Raw genomic sequence first — 22,668 nt, forward strand, 5'->3', positions numbered from 1 at the left:
AATAATTATTAAGTTATAATATTTCCCTTTTAGTAAATAAGTGCTATACTATAAAAAACAAAGTTAGAAACAAGAGATTTCCTATAGGTTTTATAGTTGGTGCTGCTATCCCATGATAGCAGCACCACTGTGTTTTTTAAGGGAATGATTTTGATTCTAATTCTCAATTAGCTAAGGGGGAATGAAAATGGAAAGAGAAGCAGTTGTACAATCAGCACCACAACAGCCGATGAATGAGCGTCCATCTTTTCTAGTTTTACATGGAGAAATGACGGCTGCTATTGTGAGCGGAATCTTAATTGTGATCGGTTGGTTCTTGATGAATCAAGACTACAGTGAATTTGGTATTGGAAGTTTTATTTTAGCTTATGTAATTGGTGGATTTGCTAAAGCAAAAGAAGGAATTGAAGAAACAATCAAGGAAAAAGAGCTGAACGTAGAAATGCTCATGCTCCTTGCTGCAATTGGATCAGCTATTATTGGTTATTGGCTTGAAGGAGCTCTTCTTATTTTTATTTTTGCCTTAAGCGGAGCTCTTGAAACTTACACAATGAACAGAAGTGAACGAGAGCTAACCTCATTAATGGAACTTCAGCCAGAGGAGGCAACAGTTCTTTATGAAGGAAAAGAAAAAACAGTTTCTCTTCCTAACATAAAGAAAGGTGATATTCTGTTAATTAAACCAGGTGAGCGTGTACCACTTGACGGCACTATTTTGAGTGGTCAAACGTCCATTGACCAAGCTGCCATTACAGGTGAAGCTGTTCCTGTTTTCAAAGAGATTGGTAATGAAGTATATGCAGGAACTGTTAATGTAAACGGAGCTGTTACAGTAGAAGTCACAAAGCCTGCCCAAGATACACTTTTCCAAAAAATTATTACACTTGTTCAGCAAGCCCAAAATGAAAAGTCTCCTTCACAGCTTTTTATTGAAAAGTTTGAGTCTGTCTATGTGAAAGCAGTATTAATTATTGTAGCTCTTATGATGTTTTTACCTCATTTTCTTTTAGACTGGAGCTGGACAGAGACATTTTATCGCGCAATGATTTTGCTTGTTGTTGCATCTCCTTGTGCACTTGTAGCAGCTATTACACCTGCTTCCCTTTCCGCTATTTCCTATGGAGCTCGGCATGGAATTCTATTTAAAAACGGTTTGCATCTCGAACGCTTGGCTCATCTTGAAGCAATTGCCTTTGATAAAACAGGCACGCTCACAAAAGGGACACCAGCTGTCACAGACGTTATAACAAGAGAAGGCGTATCAGAAGAGGAGTTCCTTTACATAGTTGCTTCTATTGAGCGCTACTCGCATCACCCGCTTGCACAGTCAATTGTGCAACATGCTCAATCGAAAATAACAAAGGAGCTAAAACAGCCAGAGCAACTTGAAGACGTGCCTGGATTTGGTGTTATCGGCTCTCTTAATAACCAAGAAATTAAAATTGGAAAAAGGGAATTTTTCAAAAAAGAGGCCCATGCATTTTGTCCTAACCTTTCGGAAAGTTTTGCGACAGAAGGAAAAACAGTTGTATATGCAAAAGATGATCAAGGAATTATTGGAATGATTGCTTTAAAAGACATGGTTCGTTCAGAAGCAAAAGAGGCCATTTCTGTTTTGAATGAACTTGGTATTAAAACTGTTATGCTTACAGGTGACAGTGAAAAAACAGCCTCTGCTATTAGTAAAGAATGTTCTGTTGAAAACTATATCGCAGGCTGCTTACCAGAAGAAAAAGTAACACATGTAAAAACTCTAAAACAAACGCACGAAACTGTTGCAATGGTTGGAGACGGCATTAATGACGCCCCAGCTCTTGCTCATGCAAACATCGGAATTGCCATGGGAGAAGGAACAGATGTAGCGCTTGAAACAGCCGATATTGTTCTTATGAAAAATAACTTATCTAAAATTGCTCAAGCTGTTAAGTTGTCCAAAAAAATGAACGCTATCATAAAACAAAATATCATCTTTTCTATCAGCATTATTGTACTGTTAATTTGCTCAAACTTTCTTCAATTTTTAGATCTTCCTCTTGGAGTAATCGGTCATGAAGGTAGTACAATTCTTGTTATCTTAAACGGATTACGCCTTCTTAAAAACTAAAGAAAAAGCGCTCAGATGAGCGCTTTTTTATTTAATGGTAGCCATTTTGACCATTTTGACTGCCGCTTGTTTTATGTTTTGGAGATTGTTTTGAATTTTGTTTATTATGGCTTCCGCCTTTTTTTGTATGCTTGCTCATCGCTATCTCTCCTTTATAAGAACTTTCTCTTATAGTATAGGAAAGAGAGCACAAAACATTCATGACGAACATTGGTTAATCCTCTAGTTCTATCCTCTCCTGATAAATTCCGTTCACTTCCCCTCCAAGCACGAGAATGATACCTGATAAGTACAGCCAAATCATCAACACAATGACACCTCCAAGACTTCCGTACATAGCACTATAATTACTAAAATTGTTCACATAGTACGAAAAAGCAAGCGAAGAAAAGGACCACCCTACTGTCGTAAAAATGGCCCCTGGTACTACTTGTGACAACCTTAGGCGTTTACTTGGAGCGAATAGGTATAAGAATGTAAAAACAATAAATAAAATGGCAATACTCACAATCCATCTAAGCATATTCCAAACGTCTAAAAATTCTTCTGAAGCCCCAAAAGAAGAGAAAAAGTAAACGCCGATCGCTTTTCCGAATACAGGAAGAAGCAATGCAATCACAATTACAAAAATCATTGCTATAGTAAGTAAGATAGCAATTGCTCTCGCTATAAGGAAAGAACGAGTTTCTTTTACATTATAGGCTCTGTTTAACGCTCGAATAATCGCGTTGATACCGTTAGAGGCAGACCAAACTGTCGCAATAGCCCCAAATGATAAGAGTGATGTATTTTGCTTACTCAATACGTTTTGAACGTTATGCTCAATTAAATAGAGTGATTCCTCAGGAGCAAATTGACGCACAAGAGAAAGCAAATCATCCCCTTGAAAAGGTAAAAAGGCAATAAGCGTGAACATGAAAATTAAAAATGGAAAAAGAGAGAGAAGCAGAAAATAAGCAAGTTCAGCAGATAAATTAAGCACTTCATCTCTATGAAACCGAAGAAACATCTCCTTGATAAATGGCTGATGTTTAACACTTTTTTTCATTTTTTCTCTCCTTCATTTTTGGCTCATTGTTTCGGTTCTTCGCCTCTCCATTTCTCAATAACCTCTTTTGTATCATGAATAGCTTCTAACACAGGAGGAGTTGCTTCTTTTAGCTCATCCCACTTATTATTTAAATAGGAAACATCATCTGCAAGCTTATTGAAAAGGTCTCTTGTGTCTTCATACACAATCTTCAGCTCTTCTGAGACTTCACGAGGGTTTTTAATTGCCCATGTGGTATAGCTTACGGCTTTTTTTCCTTTTTGAATCACATATTGGCGCGTTTCCCGATCAGCCATAGCTGCTCCTGCCCCAATTAAAGCTCCAAGCGCCATTTTCGTTAACACTCTTCCTCCTATGCTCATTGCATTTCCTCCTTTTTCAAATCTTTCAAAATAATCTCCTCAAGTAGACGTGCACACCCTTCTTTCACAAGATCATATACTTCCTCAAAGTTTCCTGTAAAATACGGATCAGGAACATCATCAACTTTTCCTTGTGGTACAAAGTCCAATAAACGCCCAATATATCCTGTTTTATTGTATCGAGCTAGACGATGTAGATTCCCTATGTTCTCTGCGTCCATCCCAATAATATAATCAAAGTTCCCTAAATCCTCTTCTTTCACTTGACGAGCTTTCATCCCTTCACTGCTTATGCTGTTTTGTTTTAGGATATGAAGAGTTCCTTCATGCGGAGATTTCCCAATATGATAATTACCTGTCCCAGCTGAGTCTATTTCTATGATATGTTGCAAATTCTTTTTTTTGACTAAATCTCGAAAAACTGCTTCCGCCATTGGGGAACGGCAAATGTTCCCTAAACACACGAACAATACACGAATCATAAAACTCCTCCTTTTTGGTTAACTTGACTCTATAATCCCATAGAATGCCTATGTTCTACAATATTTAATCCTTCTTCTTCTCTCCTAGAAATTCAATCCTTTCTTCTTTTCTGTTCTCTTTCCATGTTACAATAAACAAAAGCTTTTAATACGAAAGGATGACAGGCGTGAATTTGCAAGAGAAATCAGCAGAGAATATTAAGTATATGGTTGAAAAAATCAGCCAGAAGTTAAACATTATGAATATGGGTGTTATGAAACCAGAGCAGTTTGATGAAGAATCTTATGAAGAACTTCGTGAAATTTATGAGATGGTAGAAGCCAAGCGTCAGTTTAGTCCAAGTGAAATGCAAGCTATTGCTACAGAGCTCGGTACATTACGCAAATAAGTAGAATAAAAAAACCTCTTACGCCTAGTATGCGTAAGAGGTTTTTTGTTCTATACTTATTTTCCGATAAACATTTGTGTCCAATATGTTGAATTACCATCTTCTACATAACCAACACCTATATGAGTAAAGCTAGGATTTAGAATGTTTTTGCGGTGTCCATCACTGTTCATCCAAGAATTCATTACTTCTTCTGGTGTTTGTTGGCCTTTAGCAATGTTTTCTCCAGCTGATTTATATTCGATACCGAATTGCTTCATCATATCAAATGGTGAACCATATGTTGGAGAAGTATGATCAAAATAGCCTTTTGCTTTCATATCTTCTGATTTTTTAGTTGCAACATCGCTTAGTTCTTTATCTAATGTTACAGGTTTAAGACCCTGCTTCTCTCTCTCTTTATTTACAAGCTGAACAACTTGTTCTGCATATTGACTAGAATCAGATGATTCTGCTTGATTTTCTGCAGCATTTGTTTGTTTCTCTGTTGGCGCTGCTGTTTTTGTTTGTTTCTCTGTTGTTGGCGTTGCTGTTTTTGTCACATCGCCGCTATTTACTGTACTGCCATCACAAGGTACTGTATAGCTGTACGTATGTTCTTTCATTTGTGAGTTTTGCACAGATGCTGCATCAGCCTGCCCTGTTGCACCGACAATTCCTAGTGACATCACACCTGCGACTGTTAATGCACGAAGTTTCTTCATAAAATAATACCTCCTATATTTTTTGACCCCCTCACGTTCTTCATTGTGCAAAAAAACTAGTAAACTATCAACCTTTATAAGCTACCAATACTTTCTAGAAAAATATAAAAAAGAGCTAAACCCCTTGATATAGAAAGGGTATAGCTCTTTTTTCAGTTTACCATGCTAATTTATTCCTTTTATAGGTGTTCTATAATGAAAAAGGTTTTTCAGCGTACGAAAACCTCAATAAATTATATTAAGATAATACTTTTAATGATTCTCTTGTAAATGCTGGGATATCATCAGGTGTTCTGCTTGTTACAAGTTGGTTTTGACAAACGACAACTTCTTTGTCTTGGAATGATGCTCCTGCATTTTCAAGGTCTACTTGAATAGATTTGAATCCTGTCACGCCACGGTCTTTTAACGTTTTTGCAGTAATTAATAGCTGTGGACCATGACAGATTGCTAGAACAGGTTTTTCATCGTCCATAAATGATTTTGCAAAAGCTACGAAACGGCCGTCTGCTCTCAACATATCTGGTGAGAAACCGCCAGGGATAAATAAAGCGTCATATTGAGATGGATCTGCATCTTCAATACTTTGATCAATTGTCACTGTCGCCTCTCCCTGCTTTCCTTTTACATCTTTGCCTTTTTCAGCACCGATTACTGTTAATTCATGCCCTTCTTCTTTAAATGATTTAGCTGGATCTGTATACTCTACATCCTCAAAATAATCTGTTAGTACTACTGCAATTTTTTTACCCATAATAACTTCACTCCTAAATAAAATTGTTTTATATCTATAATTAATCTACCCGCTAAGATTTCAATTAAACATGCCGCGTTGTTCAATTCTCTCAATTAAAAAACCAGCTCACAATGTGAACTGGTTTTCATTTTTCTCTTATAGGACTGCTTGCTCTTGTTCAACATCGAGCATAAGTTTTGGGCCGAAAAATTCATAATGGATACAATCTGCTGGTACGCCTTTTTTATACAAAGCACCTACAACTTGTTCCATAAATCCCTTTGGTCCACAAACATAATAGTGGGCATTTGGTTGTATGAGGTTATCGTTAATCCATTCTTCACCAATTCTTCCATTGAAATAATTTTCCCCACACGCTTCAGTCTGTTTGGAATAGAAATTATAGGATTTAAACGAATGTTTATCCATAAGCTCTTGTACATAATCATAGAAAGGGTGTAAGTTTCGGTTACATGAGCTTTGAACAAACGTCATATTTCCACTATACTTTTGGTCTACCAACGTTTCAAGCATACTCATTAGCGGTGTTACACCTACACCACCACCAAGGAAAACAAGCGGCTCCCCATGATGCTCTTGTAAAACAAATTCACCCGCTGGTACGCTAATTTGAAGAAGATCTCCAACTTGCACATCTTCATGAAGGTAACATGATACTTTTCCTTCTTTCTTTACAGAAATACGTAAGTACTGCTTGTTTGGAGTGGATGAAACACTATATTGTCTTACATGTGTGTATTCCTCATTTGGAATATGCGCTTCAATACTAATGTACTGACCAGGTGAAAAAGCAGGAAGGGCCTTTCCATCTTCTTTTTTTAGATAAAAGGATGTAACAAGCTCACTTTCTTTTTCTTTACGAACAACTTTAAATGGAGCAAACCCTTTCCATCCTTCTCCTTTTTCAGCTTCTTCGTACATTGTGTTTTCAACATCAATAAATGCTTTAGCAATTACACCATAAGCTTGTTCCCATGCTTGTAGTACTTCATCTGTTGCAACGTCTCCAAGTACTTCTTTAATAGCTTTTAACAAGTACTCCCCAACGATTGGATAATGCTCTTTCTGTACACCAACACTGCGATGTTTATGAGCAATTTGGACAACAGCAGCTGTAATATTTTCTAATTTGTCAATATTCACGGCGGCAGCATATACAGCTGTTGCTAAAGACCGAGGCTGTTCACCTGTCTTTTGGTTTGTATGGTTAAATACGTTCAGCAATTGTGGGTAGTCTTCAAAAAGACGCTTGTAAAAACATTTTGTAATCTCTTCTCCTCTTTCTGCAAGAATAGGAGCTGTACTTTTTACAATTTTAATAACAGATTCATTTAACATTATTCATCACACCTTTAGTGGGATTTTTTAACTTCAGATTGATTGTACATCGAAAAAGTCTTAAAAGATATATATAAAATACATCTTTAAAATATTTGTCACATTTAGTTTTAAAAATTAAACATGCTATTATAGTAGATAAGAATAAAAGGAAAGAGGCTGTTCCATGAGATTAACACAGTATACGGATTATTCTTTGCGCGTTCTCATTTATTTAGGGTTGCGTGATCAACATAAATTAAGCAACATTAAAGAAATTGCAGATTCTTATAACATCTCCAAAAATCATCTTATGAAGGTGACTCATCAGCTCGGACAAATGGGTTTGATCAAAACTGTTCGAGGGCGAAATGGGGGCATCGCTCTTAACAAAGCTCCGCAAGATATTAATATTGGAGACGTTGTAGCTCAAACGGAAGAAGATTTTCAAATTGTTGAATGCTTCCAGCAAAATAGCTGCTGTGCAATCTCCTCTGCCTGCAAATTAAAAGGTGTTTTAAGGGAAGCCCTAAAAGCTTTTTTAGCTGTTCTCAAGCAGTATACATTAGAAGATTTAATTCAAAATGAAGCAGAACTTTACTTTTTACTTCAAACAGAAAAGACAACGAAAAAATAAGTTGTCTTTTTTATACATATAAATTATTTAAATATTGAGAATTTTATCTCCGTATAATACAATAAGATTAAAGCTTGTCTCTTATTATGAGGTTTGTTTACTCTAAAAGTAAATATCGCCCGTAATACCCGCAGCGAGCAGGAGGAACTTTTGTGTTCAAAAACGATACTGTTTATATTATTGGAGATGCGAAAACATCTTCGAATAATCCAATTACGCAAAAATATAATGCTTTTTTTATCGCGCTTGTTGTAGAGCGCTCAACAGGAATGATTATAGATGCAGACTGTTCTGCTACCGTTCCTCTTACGTCAGCATTTGTTAAGTCCATTCTCATTTATAAAAACATTCAAGACTATGAAGAACTATGTGCTGAAATTCAAAATCGTTATTTTGGATCTTCCCAAAAGGCATTAACAGTAGCGCTTAAAAATGCGCTCATTAAATATAATAGTTTAAAATAATTAGTGCTGCTTGATCTGTTTCACGCAGATGAAATCCAGCCTTTAGAGGACACTTTCTTCTAAGGGCTGGATTTTTTCATTTTATTTTAAGGAGGAGCTTTTATGATTGAAGATGGGTTCTTATATGTGAGTATTTTAATCGCCTTTACAGCTATTGTTGCGCTTGCTGAAAGCAAAATTAAAAGCAAGTTTTTTAAATATGTACCAGGCATTGTATTGATTTATATCGGCTGTACTCTTATGCAAACATTTGGGCTGTTTGGCACGAGTGACTCAATGGATAGCACTTATAATTCCTTAAGAGGTGCTCTTCTACCTGCTATGCTGATGCTGATGCTTTTACACTGTGATTTACGGAAGTTATTTAAACTTGGGCCAAAGATGTTGCTCACTTTCTTTGCAGCCTCTTTTAGTATTATCGCAGGATTTTCTATTACCTTTGCTCTTTTGCAAAGCTTTTATGCACCTGGTACTGATAAAGCGTTCGCAGCACTAAGCGGAAGCTGGACAGGTGGTTCTGCCAATATGGTGGTCCTTCAAGATATTTTAAACGTTCCAGAAGGCATTTTCGGCTACGCGCTTATTATGGACACGATTAACTATTCCATTTGGGTAATGTTTATGTTTTGGCTTGTGCCTTTTGCAAAAGTTTTTAATAAGTGGACAAAAACAGATACGAAGTATTTAGACCAAGTGACGGCAGAGCTTGCTGCTTCATCTGAAGAAAGCGAATCTAAAAATATCGGCTTTGTTGAAATGCTTGGGATGCTTGCACTCGGACTTTTCGTAGCCGCAATTTCAACAGCAATTGGAAATAGGCTTCCTGAACTTGGAGAAGCCGTAAATGGAACAACATGGACCATCGTTATCGCATCTTTTGTGGGGGTTGTGCTTGCTATGACGAAAGTAGCAAAAATTCCTGGTTCCATGGAGTTATCCAAAGTGATGCTTTATATCGTCATTGCACTTATTGCTTCACATGCAGACTTCTCACAGATTTTACAAGCCCCTATCTACATTTTATCTGGTTTTATGATTCTGTTGTTTCATGCTTTAATCATGATTCTTCTAGCCAAAATTTTCAAACTTGATTTATTTACAATGGGCGTCGCTTCTCTGGCCAACGTAGGAGGAATTGCCTCAGCGCCTATTCTAGCAGGAGCTTTTCATCGCTCATTAATTCCAATTGGCATCATTATGGCTATTATGGGCAGCTTTTTTGGTACGTATTTTGGCCTTATTACAAACTTTATTCTTTCCAAACTGTAAGAAAGGATGAACAAAATGAAAATCGAGACGATCTCTCTCCATACAAAAGTTATTCCATTGAAAAAACCGTTTAAGACTGCTCTACGCACTGTAACATCAATTGAAAACGTGTTTGTCTTTTTAAAGCTTGAAAACGGCATAGTTGGAATAGGGTCCGCAGCTCCAACTGTTGCTATTACAGGAGACAGTACTGAAGGAATCAAAGATATTATTAAAAATGTACTAGCTCCACTTTTAGTAAACAAAGACATTCACAATTTGAACTTTCTTCTAACCGCTATCCAGAATGCGTGTATTGGGAATACGAGTGCTAAAGCAGCCGTTGAAATTGCCCTTTATGATGGCTACAGCAAGCTGTTGGGTCTTCCTTTGTATACATTACTCGGCGGAAAAAAGACTTTATTAGAAAACGATATGACTGTTAGCGTAGATTCTGCTGAAAACATGGCAAATGAAGCAAAAAAGCTAATTTCTGAAGGATTCTCGATTTTAAAAATTAAAGTGGGGAAAAACGGCGAAAAAGATATAGAACGAATTTTAGCCGTGCGTAAGGCTGTGGGTCCCTCTGTTTCTCTAAGAATTGATGCAAATCAAGGATGGAGGGCAAAAGAAGCGGTCAAAATTATTCAATCACTTGAAAGACAACAGGTAAACCTTACACTTGTAGAGCAACCTGTTGATGCTACTGACATTGAAGGGCTTAAGTTTGTCAAAGAGCATGTTTTCACTCCTATTATGGCTGATGAAAGTCTTTTTTCAACTAGAGATGCTATTCGCCTCCTTGAGAACAAGGCAGTTGATTTCTTGAATATTAAACTAATGAAAACTGGAGGCATACGAAATGCTCTTACGATTGCCAGCATTGCCCAGTCTTATAATGTCGAATGTATGATTGGAAGTATGATGGAAGCTTCTATTAGCGTTGTTGCTGCTGCACATGTAGCAGCATCCCATCCTAACATTACGATGATTGACCTTGATGCCCCGCTTTGGTTGGAAGATTTAACTGTTGATCATCATATTCTGAAGGAGAAAATCATTTTATCAGAAGACAGCGGGATTGGTATTTCTCACAACTCCCTTTCCATTTCTGTCTAATTTAAAGGAGGATTTGTTATGAAAAAAATGTGGGTTTTTATTTTATCTCTGTTATTTTTGTTTTCTTTTTCTTCTGTGACAAAAGCAAAGGAAATGAAAAAAGATGAAGCTTTTGTGAATGTTTCAGTAGCGACACTTTGGACAGAACCAAACATTGCAAGAAAACTTGATGCCCCTTCTACTTCAAATCCGGTTGATATGAAAAAATGGACTTCAGCTATGAGCTATGAGGAGAAGTTATGGCTTGTTGGGAATTTAGAAACACAAGCCCTCTATGGCTCAAAGGTGACCATCCTTGAAGAACAAAATGGTTGGGTTAAAGTAGCCGTACATGATCAGCCAACACCTAGAAATGACAAAGGTTATCCTGGCTGGATGCCTAAAGCTCAACTCTCTAAAAGCCCTTCCTTTTCCGTCTTAAAAGAAAAACGTCCATTTGCTTTAGTAACAGCAAACACTGCCCCTCTTTTTAAGGATTTTGCCGAAAAGAAGAAAGGAATAGAAATCAGTTTTAATACAAGACTTCCTGTACTCAAAGAGAAGAGAAATAAATTACTTGTATACACTCCAAACAGCGGAGCACAGTGGCTACGCAAATCTGATGCTTCTATTTATCAAACAGAGCAAGACATTCCAGAGCCAACTGCTGATGATTTAATTCGCTCTGGGAAACAGTTTTTAGGTTTGCCATATCTTTGGGCGGGAATGTCTGGGTATGGATTTGATTGTTCAGGCTTTACGTACACTCTCTATAAATCACATGGTATCACTATCCCTCGTGATTCATCTGTCCAAGCAACACATGGAAAGCCTGTTGAACGAGAAGATCTACAAAAAGGCGATCTTGTTTTCTTTGCATATGAAAAAGGCAAAGGGCGTGTACATCATGTTGGAATGTATATTGGAAATGGTGAAATGATTCATTCTCCTAATACGAGCACAACGGTGAAAATTGATAAAATTGAGACATCTGGATATGGAGAAGAATATGCAGGAGCAAGACGTTACTTACGTTAAAAAAAGGGAATCGAGTCTTGGACTCGGTTCCCCTTTTTTCGATGTATTTCCCGTAAAATAATACTAATTTATTTTATTATTCCACTTTATTCGACCTCTATTTAACTTACATCCAACATTTTAGGCGATCTTGTAGCTCTCTTATAGATTAATCATCCCATTCTACTTCTAGCACATCACCATTTGTGGCAGAAACAGTTACTTCTGCTTCTCCTTTATTGGATTGAACCTCAATCTCGTAAAGTGCTACACCATCATCTTCATCAAGTTCAATGCTCACAACTTCTCCATCAACTTCTTTTACAGCAATACTTTCTGCTTTTTGTGCTGTGACTTTCACTTGAGATGAATTAATATTTTCGTCATCGCGGTCGTCATCACGATCATCCTCATCTTTTTGAACATGCAGCACATCACCTGTAACAGCATCAATTTTCACGTCCTGCTCTAATCCGTTGTGAGTTACTTCAACTTCATAAACTACTTTTGCTGTTCGGTCGTCATAATCTAAGTCAAGATCCGTCATTTCTCCAGATACTTTTCCTAAAGCAATTGTCTCAGCTTCTTGTGCTGTAATTTTAGCTTGCTCTTTTAGCAGATCATCCTCATCTTTTAGCACTTTACCTGTTTGCCCATTAATTTCAATGTCTTTTTCTCCATTTGAAGTTTGAACTTCTACTTCATAAACAACATATGGACCTTCTCGATCTTGATCAACGTCTGTAACTTTTCCATCAACTTCTTTTACAGCAATACTTTTTGCTTCATCTATGCTAATTTTAGCAGGTTGCGTATTTTTATTTGCTTCTTCACTATTTGTTCCCATTGCATGTACTCCATAAGCTGCACTGCCAAATGCTATTGCACCTGCTAATACTGTTGCTTTGAATTTCATAACTTTCATCCTCCTATCGTTTTCTTACTTTTATATTACCCACGGAAAATGATAAGAAAAGGAAAAGAAAATGATAAACGTATGAGAAAACTATTTAATTTCCATGATGAAAGAAAAACCTTGCACAGTGTGTACAAGGTTTTTTAGTCATCTTTATCAAGTTCAAAACGAATAATTGTGCCAGTATAAGCATTAATGTAAACTTCAGCTTCTTGCCCGCTGCTGTCTTCAATCTCAATTTCATATTGCAAAAGACCATCTTCTTCTCCTAAATCTGTTTCTTTTACTTTTCCCTTAAACTTGGTAAGAGCAATTTCCTCTGCTTTCTTTTTATTAATAATTGAAGACTTTTCACTACCTTTTCCTTCTTGTTCTGTTTCGTTAGTTTCAAGCTTATACTCTTCCTTAGATAAAAGTTCTCCGTCCATTTTAGCAATTTTCATTTCCACTTTTTTTTCTTTCCCTGTCACTTCAATATCATAATAAGGATTCTTTTTATCCTCGTGAAGCTTAATATTTGAAATATCGCCTGTCGCTTGTTTCAAAGCAATATCTTTAATCTCTGTTTCAGTTAGCGATGTTTTACCGCTACTTTTAATTTGAACAAGATCTGTTACTTCTCCATCTTCACTATTAATAATAGCTTTATAAATTCCTGATTCATTTTGAAATTGAGCAACATAGCTTTCGCCAATATGTTCGACACTTTGAATTTTACCTCTATATTTTTCAGTAATAAGACCTTTTACATCATGCTGACTATAATGTTTTTCATCTTTTGATGCAATCGTACGATAAGTACCAAATCCTAAAATGACAATAAGGAGTAAACTAAGAAGAACAATCAGACTTTTTCTCATATCTGTTCCTCCCTTCTTATCAAAAACTATAGCAAAACAAAATGAGAAAACAGTAAGAAAGAACTATAAATGATTGAAATACTGCAAGGGTTTTATTTCCTTTTCAATCTTTTTTTGGGCATATCTTGTTTTATATGAAATGGAAGGGCAATTGTAAATGTTGACCCTTCTCCAGGCACGCTCGTAAAGATGAGCGTGCCTTTATGAGCTTCTACAATGTTTTTGGCAATAGCAAGACCTAGACCTGTTCCACCGCTTTTTCGGTTTCTTGCTTTATCTACTCTGTAGAACCGATCAAAAATAGATGCTTGATCTTCCTGGGGAATACCAATTCCGTAATCTTGAACAGAAACTGTAACACCTTTTGGCTTCTTGTGAAGAGACACATCCAAGTGTTTCTCACTATACTTTAGGCCATTATCAAGTAAAATAATCAAAAGCTGTTTGAGCTTATTGCAATCGCCTACAATAGTTATGTTCTCTTCCTCTTTATGAACCTTAATTGTCCTATTATAGGCATGTTCTAAGCGCTGTGAAAGTTCTGCAACAAGGTGAACAACATCCACTTCTTCTTCCTGAAGATCTCCTTGTTCATTGCTTTGAGCAAGCATAAGCATCTGTTCTGTCATCTCTTTCATTCTAACAGCTTCAGAATGAATAGCTTCAATTGATTCTTCAAGGACTTCAGGCTTTTTTGTACCCCATCTCTTTAGGAGGCTTGCATAGCTTTCAATAACAGTTAGTGGTGTCTTTAATTCGTGCGAAGCATCTGAAACAAACTGCTGCTGTTTCTCAAAATTCCGCCTTAAAATGTCCATCATATTATTGAATGTTTTCCCCATAATGTATAACTCATCACGCGAAGATTTTGGTAATGAAAGTTTTTTAAATCGTCCGTTTTTTTGAATTTCTTCCATCGTTTGCACAAGAGATTGAATAGGTGAAAGCACAATATTTCCTAAGGTTCGGCTCGCAAGAATAATGGGAATTAAAATTAAGAGTGACGTCCCAATCAAAACAAAACGAAGAGCACTTAAATTTTCACTCATTTGTTTTAAGCTTGTTGTAATCTCTAAGCTCACAATTGAACCATCTGTCCAAATCAAGGGATGATATACAACAGCAAACTTTTCTCCATTATATTCCCGTACAAATGCTTTTTCCCCATGCTGATACGTAACAGGCAGCTTCTGAAAATGAATTTCTTTTGTTAGAGTATTTGATACAAGCTTATTGTCTTCGTCAATCACGCGTATCATTCCATTTGGGGGCAGGTATGCTGTTAATAGCTGTTGAAGATTATCCTGAGGTTGAATTGTACCAACCATGTCTTTTGCTTGAGTTTGAAGACGTTCTAGTTCACTGTCTGTTGTCATTTTATTAAACAACAAATAAACAGCACTATTTGCAAGCAACAGTAACGAGAGTAACGTTACTGTTGTAAAAATATAAATTTTATACTTAATAGGCATTAAGCTTGCTCCTTTAGCGTATAGCCTACTCCTCTAACTGTATGGATGAGTGGTGTATCAAAAGGGTAGTCTACTTTTCTTCTTAAATAACGCACATATACATCGACAACATTTGTATCACCATAGTAGTCAAACCCCCACACATTTGTGAGAATTTGCTCTCTGTTTAAAACTTGCTGCTTGTTTCGAAGCAGATACACAAGCAAATCAAATTCTCTTGGTGTTAATTCAATCGCTTCTCCGCGTCTAATCACATCTCTTGTCTTCTCATTAACCGTTAGATCCCCTGCTTGAAGCTGTTCCTCTTCTTCTTCTTTTTGATATATTGCATTTGTTCTGAGACATGCGCGAATTCTCGCTAACAGTTCTTCAATTTGGAAAGGCTTTGTAATATAGTCATTGGCTCCTTGATCAAGTCCGTTAACTTTATCTACAACAGAGTCACGAGCTGTAATTAATATAACAGGAGTATACGTATCCGTAGAACGAATCCTCCTCAGCACTTCCATTCCATTTAGCTCTGGTAGCATAACATCAAGCAAAATAAGGTCCCAGTTGCCTTTTTGAAAGAGCTCTAGCCCCTCTTTACCGCTCGTAGCAATATCTGATTGATATCCTTCGTATTCTAATTCTAAGGAAATTACACGAGCTATTTTTTCTTCATCTTCAATGATTAAAATATTTTGAGTCATTTGTTCCTCCTTATTTCCCTAAAACTTCTATACCTATTTTAACTTTTGTGACTGTTTCTATAATTTGAAGTATAGCATAGGTCATTCTCTAAAAAACGCCTCTTGCCTTTTCAAATGTTTAATAATTTCAGATTTGTTAATATCAAATAAAAGGAGGTTAATAAAATGAAACATTATCACATTATTGTCCAAGGAAAAGTACAAGGGGTTGGATTCCGCTACTTCACAGCTCTTCAAGCAGGGGAATTTGATTTAGTTGGTTTTGTTAGAAATTCAGCTGATGGAAGTGTTGAGATTGAAGTAGAAGGTCCTGAAGAGCGGATAAAACACTTTATAGAGAAAGTAAAAGGTGGTTCTCCTTTCTCACAAGTGGACAAACTTTCTTACTCAGAGCAAAACCACCTTGCAAACTTTTCTTCTTTTAAAATTCATTATTAACGTTTTCTATCCTTCATATGGTCTTGTTTGATAAAAGTAGTTGGGCGTTAGCACTTTATTTTGATAAGGTTTATGAAAAATATGCGTTGTAGCAGGTGATAAAGGGGGAATAAGCCATGTCCAGTTCCCTGTTACACCTCGTCCTGCTTTTCGCTCTCTTTCTTCAAAAAGGCGGAACTGCTCTGCTGCCGTGTGATGATCAACAATGCTGACTCCCTGCTTTTTAAAAGAAAACAATACAGCCTCGTTAAGTTCGATTAAAGCTCTATCTTTCCAAAGTGTTGCATTCCGACTTGTATCTAGCCCTAGTATAGAAGCCACTTTTGGCAAAAGATTATATCTATCAGTATCAGCTAAATTTCTTGCTCCAATTTCTGTTCCCATATACCATCCATTAAAAGGTGCTGCTGTGTAGGAAAGCCCCCCAATTTCTAATCGCATATCAGATACAATTGGCACCCCATACCATTTTACTTTGAGATCCTTAAACTGTTGAATTCGAGGATGTTCAATCATCACTTCCACAATAGCTGTTTTTGGAATGTCTCTCCAAATTGGTTTTCGTTTCCCAATGCTTACAACAAGAGGAAGAAGATCAAAATTTGTTCTTTCTCCTTGCCAACCTAGTCTCTCACAAACTTTTGTAAACGAAAGAGAAGCGGAGTCACCAATCAGCCCAAATTCTGTTTGATAGCCTGCATAGCGAATAAGCTGATGGTTCCAGATCTGAACCTTTTCTTCCCCTTGCTCTTCTCTAAATATACTAATTGTAGGCCGAACTTTTCCTCCGTTTGTTGCATATTCAATATGCTCAATAAGGGCATCTAATATTTCTTCTTCTTTTCTTACATGACGCTTGTCACGAACTGTAAGCGAGGTCCAAAACAAACGCCCAATACAGCGATTGCTATTTCGCCAAGCCATCCGTGCACCATGTTCAAGCTCTTCAAATGTATGTTGATAACTGCCGTTTCTCTCTATTTGTTCAACAACTGCCGTTATTCTCTCTTCTTTTTCTTCCTCTGTTTTATGAAGCTCTGTATAACAGATTTCAATAAACTCTTTTGCCTGTTGGATAAGTTCTTCTGATGCCATGTAACCCCTCCTCTTTTCTCCTCTTTACACTCTAACATCTCTTTCTTATTGAATTATTCTCTAAAATTGAAAGAATCATGAACGTAAATAAAGAAACAATATCCACTCTTCTTATTGACGATCAATTGTTCTTAAAAGATAAACATTTTGCAGCTTACTTTTTAAGGAAAAGAAAACCTACTACGTGCATACATCTATAAAAAGGAGGAATGCTTATGCTAAATATGCTGCTTGCTACACTTGGGATTCTTGTTCTGTTCTTTGCTGTGACAGCTATTTTTATCGTTCTATTCCGCTCTTTAGTTGACTTTAGTCAATCTAAAAAAGTAGATTCTTTGCCATCCTCACACAACAAAGAAGACAGCATATAAAAAAGCCAGATCTTCCGAGAAGGAAGGTCTGGCTTTTGATTTACTTTCCATAAGTTTTCATCTTATCCTGAAGCTGCATAACGCGTTTTGTACCATCTTCACGAAGGCGTTTGTTTTCCTCTTCAATTGCCTGAGTCTCTTCCATCCCTTTCATAATAATATTCCAAGATTCTTCAAGCGTCTCAATTTTCACGCTAGGCTGACCAGACATACGAGCAATTTCCGTACTTTGTGTTGAAATATTTTGAGCATTTTTTAAGATCATTTCATTTGTACGACGGTCAAGCTCGCTTAATGAATCTGCCACAAGTTTTTGGCGTTTTGCCGCAACAGCTTGAATAATACCATTTTTAAAGATTGGAATAGTTGTAATAAAGGCCGAGTTCACTTTACCAATCAGCTTTGTATTCCCACGCTGAAGCATCCGAATTTGTGGCGCTGTTTGAACAGCAACAATACGTGCCATTTCTAAATCATAGATTCGTTCTTCAAGTGCTTGGATGCTGTTATTTAAAGTATCAAGCTGCATTGAGGCCATTTGGTTTCCGCCTGCTGCTTTTTTCTCTAACTCCGGGACCTCTGACTTAAGCTCATCCACTTTAAGTCCACCAGCAACAATATACTTTTCTAAATCTAAATAGTATGCAATATTATGTTGGTACATATCTTCTAACGTATTTGTTGTTTGCACCATTTTATCTTTGTAGCCTGAAATCTCTCCATGAATTTTATCAATTTCTTTTCCAAGTGTTTGATATTTAGCGAAAATCTTATCAATCATCTTTTCGCCACGTTTAAAAATTTTGCCTAAAAACCCTTTCTTTTCTTCAAAATCATTCTTATCAAATTTATCCATTAATTTACCAAGCTGTTTTAGCATTGTACTGGAGTCATTCATCTCAGACGCTCTCATCATCGATAAGATTTGATCTGAAAACTGAGAAAGCTGCACAGCAGGCTCTTTCCCGAACTCTAATAAAGCAGTTTGATTTCTGTAATCAATACTTTGTGCAAGCTGCTGCACTTCTGGTTCTTTACGAAGCTCAAGCCTCGTTTCATCTGCTGTAACTTCTGTTAGCTGATCATCAGGCTCTGTTGTTACTAATCCTGTATTTGAATTTGTCATGATAATCTTCCTTTCTATTTTTTCATAGATTTTAATACTTTACGAAAGATGGAAGGTTGCTTAAAATCTTGCCCAAACACCATTTCATCTAGCCAGTGTGTATCAAAGCATTCGCTGTTAAGATAAAGCTCTAAATCATTATGACCTTGTGGATTATAAAGGAAAAGATCAAAGCCAAATTCATTTAAAAGTAGCAGAAGGGCTGCATCTGAACGAGAAAGAATGCCATTTTTTTCATTGCAATATAAGACAAGTTTTGGTACTTCTTGCGCATAATCAAACTTCTGCATCAATTCTAGTACAAACGTTGGAATAGATGTAATTTGAGTAAAAAGATAAAGCTTAGCCTCTTCTTCTGTTTCCCCTTGTTTCGTCAGCCAATTTGTTGTTTTGCATGTATTAGCAATAGCCGTTGCTATCCCTTTTTGTAATCCCTCTGGCAAATGCTCATATTTCCACCAGTTGCTTCTTCTCATCTTCTCCTCGTCAAGCTCACCTTTTCGGTTTAGGCAATGTTGATAGTGATATTGATAATTTGCTTGAATTTCTGTCGTGAACGGAAACGATTGGACAAGCGATGCTTCTTCATATTCTGTTAGGGTTTGAACACGATCCCAATATTCACGTTCACTATGTGATACTCCCATAATTTTAGCAAATAAATTTGGAATACGAACTTGTTCGTTCTGAACGGAAAAGTTCGGCCGAATAAATGCTCTCTCTCTTGCTAGAATAAATGTCTCATCATACGTTGTTTTAAGTGTGACAGCCGTTGGCACGTAATCACGAAATTGCCAAGGTTTATAAAGGGAAGATCCTTCATGATGAATTGTATGATGCATTTCTTGTGAAGCTTTGTAAGCAACTGTACCTTTTCGCTCAGGTTCTTCCGTTGGAAAAGGTTTGATTTCCCCGTTAAGCGGATGTTTCACAACATCTGTAAATGTCTCTTTCTCATCTATTAACGAGAAATCATCTTCCCCGCCTGGGTGGAAAACGATAATATCAAAGCCAAGTAAAGCTAAATAATAGAAAAAATACACCTGACTTTTATTCATATCTCCATACCATACAATACAAGGTAGTTTCTCAAAAATAGAATATGTTTTTAACCATGAGTCAAGATGATTCCAAGACCACTTCATTAAATCTAAAAAGACGCGCCTGAAGTCCTCATGTGCAAAACCATAGTATTGATCAAAATGTTTTAATACTTCCATAAAGGATAAACGAATATGACGATGAAAGAGCGGATTTTCATGTTTGGGGATAAGTTGTTCACCTTCTAAAAAAGCAACAAAGCGGTTAATGGATAATCCGTTCTCTCTCTGGTTAACCATATGGATTTTCTGGATTGCTTGGAACCTTTCTTGTGAAATAGTTTTATCTAGCTCCTCACTTAATATATGAACATCCTGTTTTTGAGCCAATTCATAAAGCTTAATATAATACTCTGTTTCATCATGAGTGATGCCAATAATGCGAGCGCCAATCGTGGAAAAAGCAAGACCTTCTTCTTCACTATAACCCGGTCTCTCTTTTAACGGCTTCTCTATTTGCTCCCCCCAGCTATCGGTTTGGAGAGGATAGTGGGAAACAGTAATTCTTTGTCCAACCATTTTTTCTCCTCCTTTCTGCTATCATTTGTTTTTAGGACTTTTAGGATGGCCAAAAACTGCAACCATGCCAGAGCGAGTTACTGCATAGCAGTTACCAAATTTCCGAATACTTCCTACCGGAAAATCTTGAACCCTTTTCCTTAAGGTTGATGAGTTAATTCCCCATTCTTCACAAGCTTGTGCTGAACTTAAAATATGATCGCTGCTTAAATTGATTTTATTTAGTGTTATCATCTATCACAACATTCTTTCTATTACTAAAATAAAATTGGCTTTTATTCATATGGATGTACCTCCCAAATCATAAGAAACCTCTTGTATAGTGTAGCTCAATTAAATAGATGCAGTGAAAGACACCGCTTTCTTCAATCATGAGTTACAAAAAGAAGGAGACATAAAGACTCCTTCTTTTTTATTAATTACTCGTCCTCTTTTGAAGCAGCAACTTCGTCCATCTGATGCTTTTTCTGATTTCGTTTATGAATAATAAATGTAATAACAAATGCTAAGATAACAATAATAAAGAATGCAGTATGCGGCAATTCATAATGAAATACACTTGCGAACATTTTTAAAGCAATAATTGCAATTAATATAAAAGCAGTATGTTCTAATTCTGGAATACGATCCATTAGACGTAAGAAGAATCCGGCAACAGTACGCATCATAATAATTCCAAGCACTCCGCCTAATAAAAGAACCCAAACTTTCTCAGAAATTGCAAGGGCAGCTAAAATACTATCTACTGAAAAGGCAAGGTCCATCAATTCAACAGCAATAACCGTTCCCCAAAAAATTCCAAATACACGTACTAAAAATCCCGGTTTCTTTGCTCCACCTTCATCATTTCCATTGAGGAAGAAATGTGAGATGACAAGCCAAGCAAGATATGCGGCACCTAACACTTTAATCCACCAGAACTTAATAAGGAACATGCCTAGTCCAATGAATAAGAATCTAAAAAATACGGCTCCAAAAAGTCCGTAAGTTAACGCCTTTTTTTGCTTGTCTGCTGGCAAAGGCTTGACCATTGTTGCTAATACAAGGGCATTATCCGCAGATAACAAACCTTCTAAAATAACAAGGGTACCAATTAATCCCCAAGAAACGGGGTCTGTTAATACTTCAGCCCATGCATGCAAGTCAAAAGCTTGTGCATAGGTATGAAGCATTTTGTGTAAAATTTCCATATCAGTTCCTCCTACTAGATGAAAAGCAGCTGTTATACTTCTAAGCCATAGTTACGGCAAAGAGCAGCTAAACCACCAGAAAATCCACTGCCAATTGCGTTGAATTTCCAATCTCCATTATGACGATAAAGCTCACATACTACAACGGCTGTTTCGATGGAAAAATCTTCCCCTAAATCATAACGAATTAGTTCTTTCCCTGTTACTTCATCAACGAATCTAACAAAAGCATTTGAGACTTGTCCAAAGTTTTGATTGCGGCTTTCCGCATCGTGAATCGTAACAGTAATACCCACTCTGTGAATGTTTTCGGGAATTTTTGAAAAGTCAACGACAAGTTGCTCATCATCTCCTGATCCTTCTCCTGTCCTATTGTCTCCAGTATGCTCAACACCCCCACTTGGATGTTTTAAATTGTTATAAAAAATAAAATCATGATCATTTTGACAGTTTCCTTTTTCATCAGCTAAAAAAGCAGATGCATCAAGGTCAAATCCAGCACCGCCATCGTATTGATTCAAATCCCAACCAAGTCCAATGATTCCTTTTACTAACCCAGGATTTGTTTTTGTTAAATCAATGCGCTGACCTTTTGATAATGAAATTGACATTGTTATTCCTCCTTTTTTATTCTGAGAAAAGCCGGTGCTTTTTAGCACCGACTAATTGTTTTATTTACACATCTAAACCGTAGTCTTTAACAAGTGCAGCAAGTCCGCCTTGGTAACCAGAACCAACAGCAGCAAATTTCCACTCTCCGCCATGACGGTAAAGTTCACCAACTACAACAGCTGTCTCAATCGAGAAGTCTTCTCCTAAATCATAGCGAATAAGTTCTTTATTAGACTGCTGATCTAGAATACGAACAAAACTGTTTGAAACTTGTCCAAAGTTTTGGTTACGCGCTTCACCATCATGAATCGTAATTACAAAAGCAATCTTTTCAACATTTGAAGGAACAGCCTGTAAATCAACAGCGACTTGTTCGTCGTCTCCAGCTCCTTCTCCTGTACGGTTATCTCCTGTATGTTCAACAGCACCGCTTGAATGCTTTGGCTGATTATAGAAGATAAACTCTCCTTCAGATGGACATTTTCCAGCTGCATCTAATAGGAAACAAGAGCTATCTAAATCGAAGTCCTTCCCACCATCATATTTATTTGTATCCCAACCTAAACCAACTGTAACTTTTGTTAATCCAGGATTTGTTTTTGTTAAATCAATTTTTTGTCCTTTTGATAATGAAATAGCCATAATTT

The 22,668-nt window shown here is 36.7% G+C and carries 26 protein-coding genes; 9 read left to right on the forward strand and 17 right to left on the reverse strand.

The genetic code is table 11. The annotated features are described in order from the left end of the window. The first annotated feature begins 187 nt into the window (after positions 1-187). Positions 188-2,104, forward strand: coding sequence for a heavy metal translocating P-type ATPase (locus B9N79_RS19505; protein WP_082864680.1), 1,917 nt, complete (start codon positions 188-190; stop codon positions 2,102-2,104). Positions 2,105-2,318: 214 nt separating this feature from the next. On the opposite strand, the gene B9N79_RS19510 is transcribed toward B9N79_RS19505, so the two are convergent. Genes B9N79_RS19510 through B9N79_RS19520 form a run of 3 tightly spaced genes read right to left on the reverse strand, consistent with a single transcriptional unit; the run spans position 2,319 to position 3,999 of the window. Then, on the reverse strand, positions 2,319-3,152 hold the full coding sequence (locus B9N79_RS19510; protein ID WP_040060668.1) for a YihY/virulence factor BrkB family protein: 834 nt from the start codon (positions 3,150-3,152) through the stop codon (positions 2,319-2,321). 23 nt (positions 3,153-3,175) lie between these two features. Continuing rightward, positions 3,176-3,517: a hypothetical protein gene (locus B9N79_RS19515; RefSeq protein ID WP_019390583.1), complete on the reverse strand. Its 342-nt coding sequence runs from the start codon at positions 3,515-3,517 to the stop codon at positions 3,176-3,178. Beyond that, entirely contained in the window at positions 3,514-3,999 is a 486-nt protein-coding gene (locus B9N79_RS19520) for a low molecular weight protein-tyrosine-phosphatase (RefSeq protein WP_040060670.1), read from the reverse strand. The genes B9N79_RS19515 and B9N79_RS19520 overlap by 4 nt, the downstream gene beginning before the upstream one ends. A 167-nt stretch (positions 4,000-4,166) precedes the next feature. Between B9N79_RS19520 and B9N79_RS19525 the strand changes: the two genes are divergently transcribed. Beyond that, entirely contained in the window at positions 4,167-4,388 is a 222-nt protein-coding gene (locus B9N79_RS19525) for a DUF1128 domain-containing protein (RefSeq protein WP_019390581.1), read from the forward strand. Between the two features lie 56 nt (positions 4,389-4,444). Here B9N79_RS19525 and B9N79_RS19530 read toward each other — a convergent pair whose 3' ends face one another. The 3 genes from B9N79_RS19530 to hmpA form a co-directional block, all read right to left on the reverse strand. Continuing rightward, positions 4,445-5,092: a CAP domain-containing protein gene (locus tag B9N79_RS19530; protein ID WP_085118819.1), complete on the reverse strand. Its 648-nt coding sequence runs from the start codon at positions 5,090-5,092 to the stop codon at positions 4,445-4,447. A gap of 238 nt (positions 5,093-5,330) precedes the next feature. Continuing rightward, positions 5,331-5,846, reverse strand: coding sequence for a type 1 glutamine amidotransferase domain-containing protein (locus tag B9N79_RS19535; protein WP_019390579.1), 516 nt, complete (start codon positions 5,844-5,846; stop codon positions 5,331-5,333). 138 nt (positions 5,847-5,984) lie between these two features. Further along, positions 5,985-7,187: an NO-inducible flavohemoprotein gene (hmpA, locus tag B9N79_RS19540; protein ID WP_040060673.1), complete on the reverse strand. Its 1,203-nt coding sequence runs from the start codon at positions 7,185-7,187 to the stop codon at positions 5,985-5,987. Positions 7,188-7,353: 166 nt separating this feature from the next. Between hmpA and B9N79_RS19545 the strand changes: the two genes are divergently transcribed. From B9N79_RS19545 to B9N79_RS19565, 5 genes are all read left to right on the forward strand, one after another. Further along, positions 7,354-7,803 carry an Rrf2 family transcriptional regulator gene (locus B9N79_RS19545; RefSeq protein ID WP_019390577.1) on the forward strand — a complete coding sequence of 150 codons (450 nt, stop codon included), beginning with the start codon at positions 7,354-7,356 and terminating at the stop codon, positions 7,801-7,803. 152 nt (positions 7,804-7,955) lie between these two features. Beyond that, entirely contained in the window at positions 7,956-8,267 is a 312-nt protein-coding gene (locus B9N79_RS19550) for a DUF3870 domain-containing protein (protein ID WP_019390576.1), read from the forward strand. A 102-nt stretch (positions 8,268-8,369) separates the two neighbouring features. After that, a complete protein-coding gene (locus B9N79_RS19555) occupies positions 8,370-9,536 on the forward strand; it encodes a DUF819 family protein (RefSeq protein ID WP_019390575.1) in 1,167 nt (388 codons plus the stop codon). Between the two features lie 15 nt (positions 9,537-9,551). After that, complete coding sequence (locus B9N79_RS19560) at positions 9,552-10,634, forward strand: dipeptide epimerase (RefSeq protein ID WP_040060676.1); 1,083 nt, start codon at positions 9,552-9,554, stop codon at positions 10,632-10,634. Positions 10,635-10,652: 18 nt separating this feature from the next. After that, the gene (locus tag B9N79_RS19565; protein ID WP_019390573.1) at positions 10,653-11,651 is read left to right on the forward strand and encodes a C40 family peptidase; all 999 of its coding nucleotides are present in this window, start codon (positions 10,653-10,655) and stop codon (positions 11,649-11,651) included. A 148-nt stretch (positions 11,652-11,799) separates the two neighbouring features. Here B9N79_RS19565 and B9N79_RS19570 read toward each other — a convergent pair whose 3' ends face one another. From B9N79_RS19570 to B9N79_RS19585, 4 genes are all read right to left on the reverse strand, one after another. Then, positions 11,800-12,546 (reverse strand): PepSY domain-containing protein, encoded by a 747-nt coding sequence (locus B9N79_RS19570; protein ID WP_048896691.1) that lies wholly within the window; start codon positions 12,544-12,546, stop codon positions 11,800-11,802. A gap of 143 nt (positions 12,547-12,689) precedes the next feature. Beyond that, positions 12,690-13,406, reverse strand: a complete 717-nt coding sequence (locus tag B9N79_RS19575) for a PepSY domain-containing protein (protein WP_019390571.1) — start codon at positions 13,404-13,406, stop codon at positions 12,690-12,692. A gap of 92 nt (positions 13,407-13,498) precedes the next feature. Continuing rightward, entirely contained in the window at positions 13,499-14,878 is a 1,380-nt protein-coding gene (locus B9N79_RS19580; RefSeq protein ID WP_085118821.1) for a HAMP domain-containing sensor histidine kinase, read from the reverse strand. After that, positions 14,878-15,570, reverse strand: coding sequence for a response regulator transcription factor (locus B9N79_RS19585; RefSeq protein WP_040060679.1), 693 nt, complete (start codon positions 15,568-15,570; stop codon positions 14,878-14,880). The genes B9N79_RS19580 and B9N79_RS19585 overlap by 1 nt, the downstream gene beginning before the upstream one ends. Before the next feature lie 165 nt (positions 15,571-15,735). Between B9N79_RS19585 and B9N79_RS19590 the strand changes: the two genes are divergently transcribed. Next, a complete protein-coding gene (locus tag B9N79_RS19590) occupies positions 15,736-16,008 on the forward strand; it encodes an acylphosphatase (protein ID WP_040060681.1) in 273 nt (90 codons plus the stop codon). 6 nt (positions 16,009-16,014) lie between these two features. Here the strand turns inward: B9N79_RS19590 and B9N79_RS19595 are convergent, their stop codons facing one another. After that, positions 16,015-17,103 carry a nitric oxide synthase oxygenase gene (locus B9N79_RS19595; protein WP_019390567.1) on the reverse strand — a complete coding sequence of 363 codons (1,089 nt, stop codon included), beginning with the start codon at positions 17,101-17,103 and terminating at the stop codon, positions 16,015-16,017. 215 nt (positions 17,104-17,318) lie between these two features. Between B9N79_RS19595 and B9N79_RS26240 the strand changes: the two genes are divergently transcribed. Continuing rightward, positions 17,319-17,474 carry a hypothetical protein gene (locus tag B9N79_RS26240; RefSeq protein WP_019390566.1) on the forward strand — a complete coding sequence of 52 codons (156 nt, stop codon included), beginning with the start codon at positions 17,319-17,321 and terminating at the stop codon, positions 17,472-17,474. Positions 17,475-17,514: 40 nt separating this feature from the next. On the opposite strand, the gene B9N79_RS19600 is transcribed toward B9N79_RS26240, so the two are convergent. The 6 genes from B9N79_RS19600 to B9N79_RS19625 form a co-directional block, all read right to left on the reverse strand. After that, positions 17,515-18,600 carry a toxic anion resistance protein gene (locus B9N79_RS19600; RefSeq protein ID WP_040060683.1) on the reverse strand — a complete coding sequence of 362 codons (1,086 nt, stop codon included), beginning with the start codon at positions 18,598-18,600 and terminating at the stop codon, positions 17,515-17,517. A gap of 14 nt (positions 18,601-18,614) precedes the next feature. Next, positions 18,615-20,219 (reverse strand): YceG family protein, encoded by a 1,605-nt coding sequence (locus B9N79_RS19605; RefSeq protein ID WP_040060685.1) that lies wholly within the window; start codon positions 20,217-20,219, stop codon positions 18,615-18,617. 21 nt (positions 20,220-20,240) lie between these two features. Beyond that, a complete protein-coding gene (locus B9N79_RS19610; protein ID WP_019390563.1) occupies positions 20,241-20,453 on the reverse strand; it encodes a helix-turn-helix domain-containing protein in 213 nt (70 codons plus the stop codon). 185 nt (positions 20,454-20,638) lie between these two features. Next, positions 20,639-21,409 (reverse strand): TerC family protein, encoded by a 771-nt coding sequence (locus B9N79_RS19615; RefSeq protein ID WP_019390562.1) that lies wholly within the window; start codon positions 21,407-21,409, stop codon positions 20,639-20,641. A 32-nt stretch (positions 21,410-21,441) separates the two neighbouring features. Further along, positions 21,442-22,020 (reverse strand): TerD family protein, encoded by a 579-nt coding sequence (locus B9N79_RS19620; protein ID WP_019390561.1) that lies wholly within the window; start codon positions 22,018-22,020, stop codon positions 21,442-21,444. A gap of 64 nt (positions 22,021-22,084) precedes the next feature. After that, positions 22,085-22,663 carry a TerD family protein gene (locus B9N79_RS19625; protein ID WP_019390560.1) on the reverse strand — a complete coding sequence of 193 codons (579 nt, stop codon included), beginning with the start codon at positions 22,661-22,663 and terminating at the stop codon, positions 22,085-22,087. Positions 22,664-22,668 lie beyond the last annotated feature (5 nt).

Source organism: Priestia filamentosa (assembly GCF_900177535.1).
Lineage (GTDB): Bacteria > Bacillota > Bacilli > Bacillales > Bacillaceae_H > Bacillus_I > Bacillus_I filamentosa.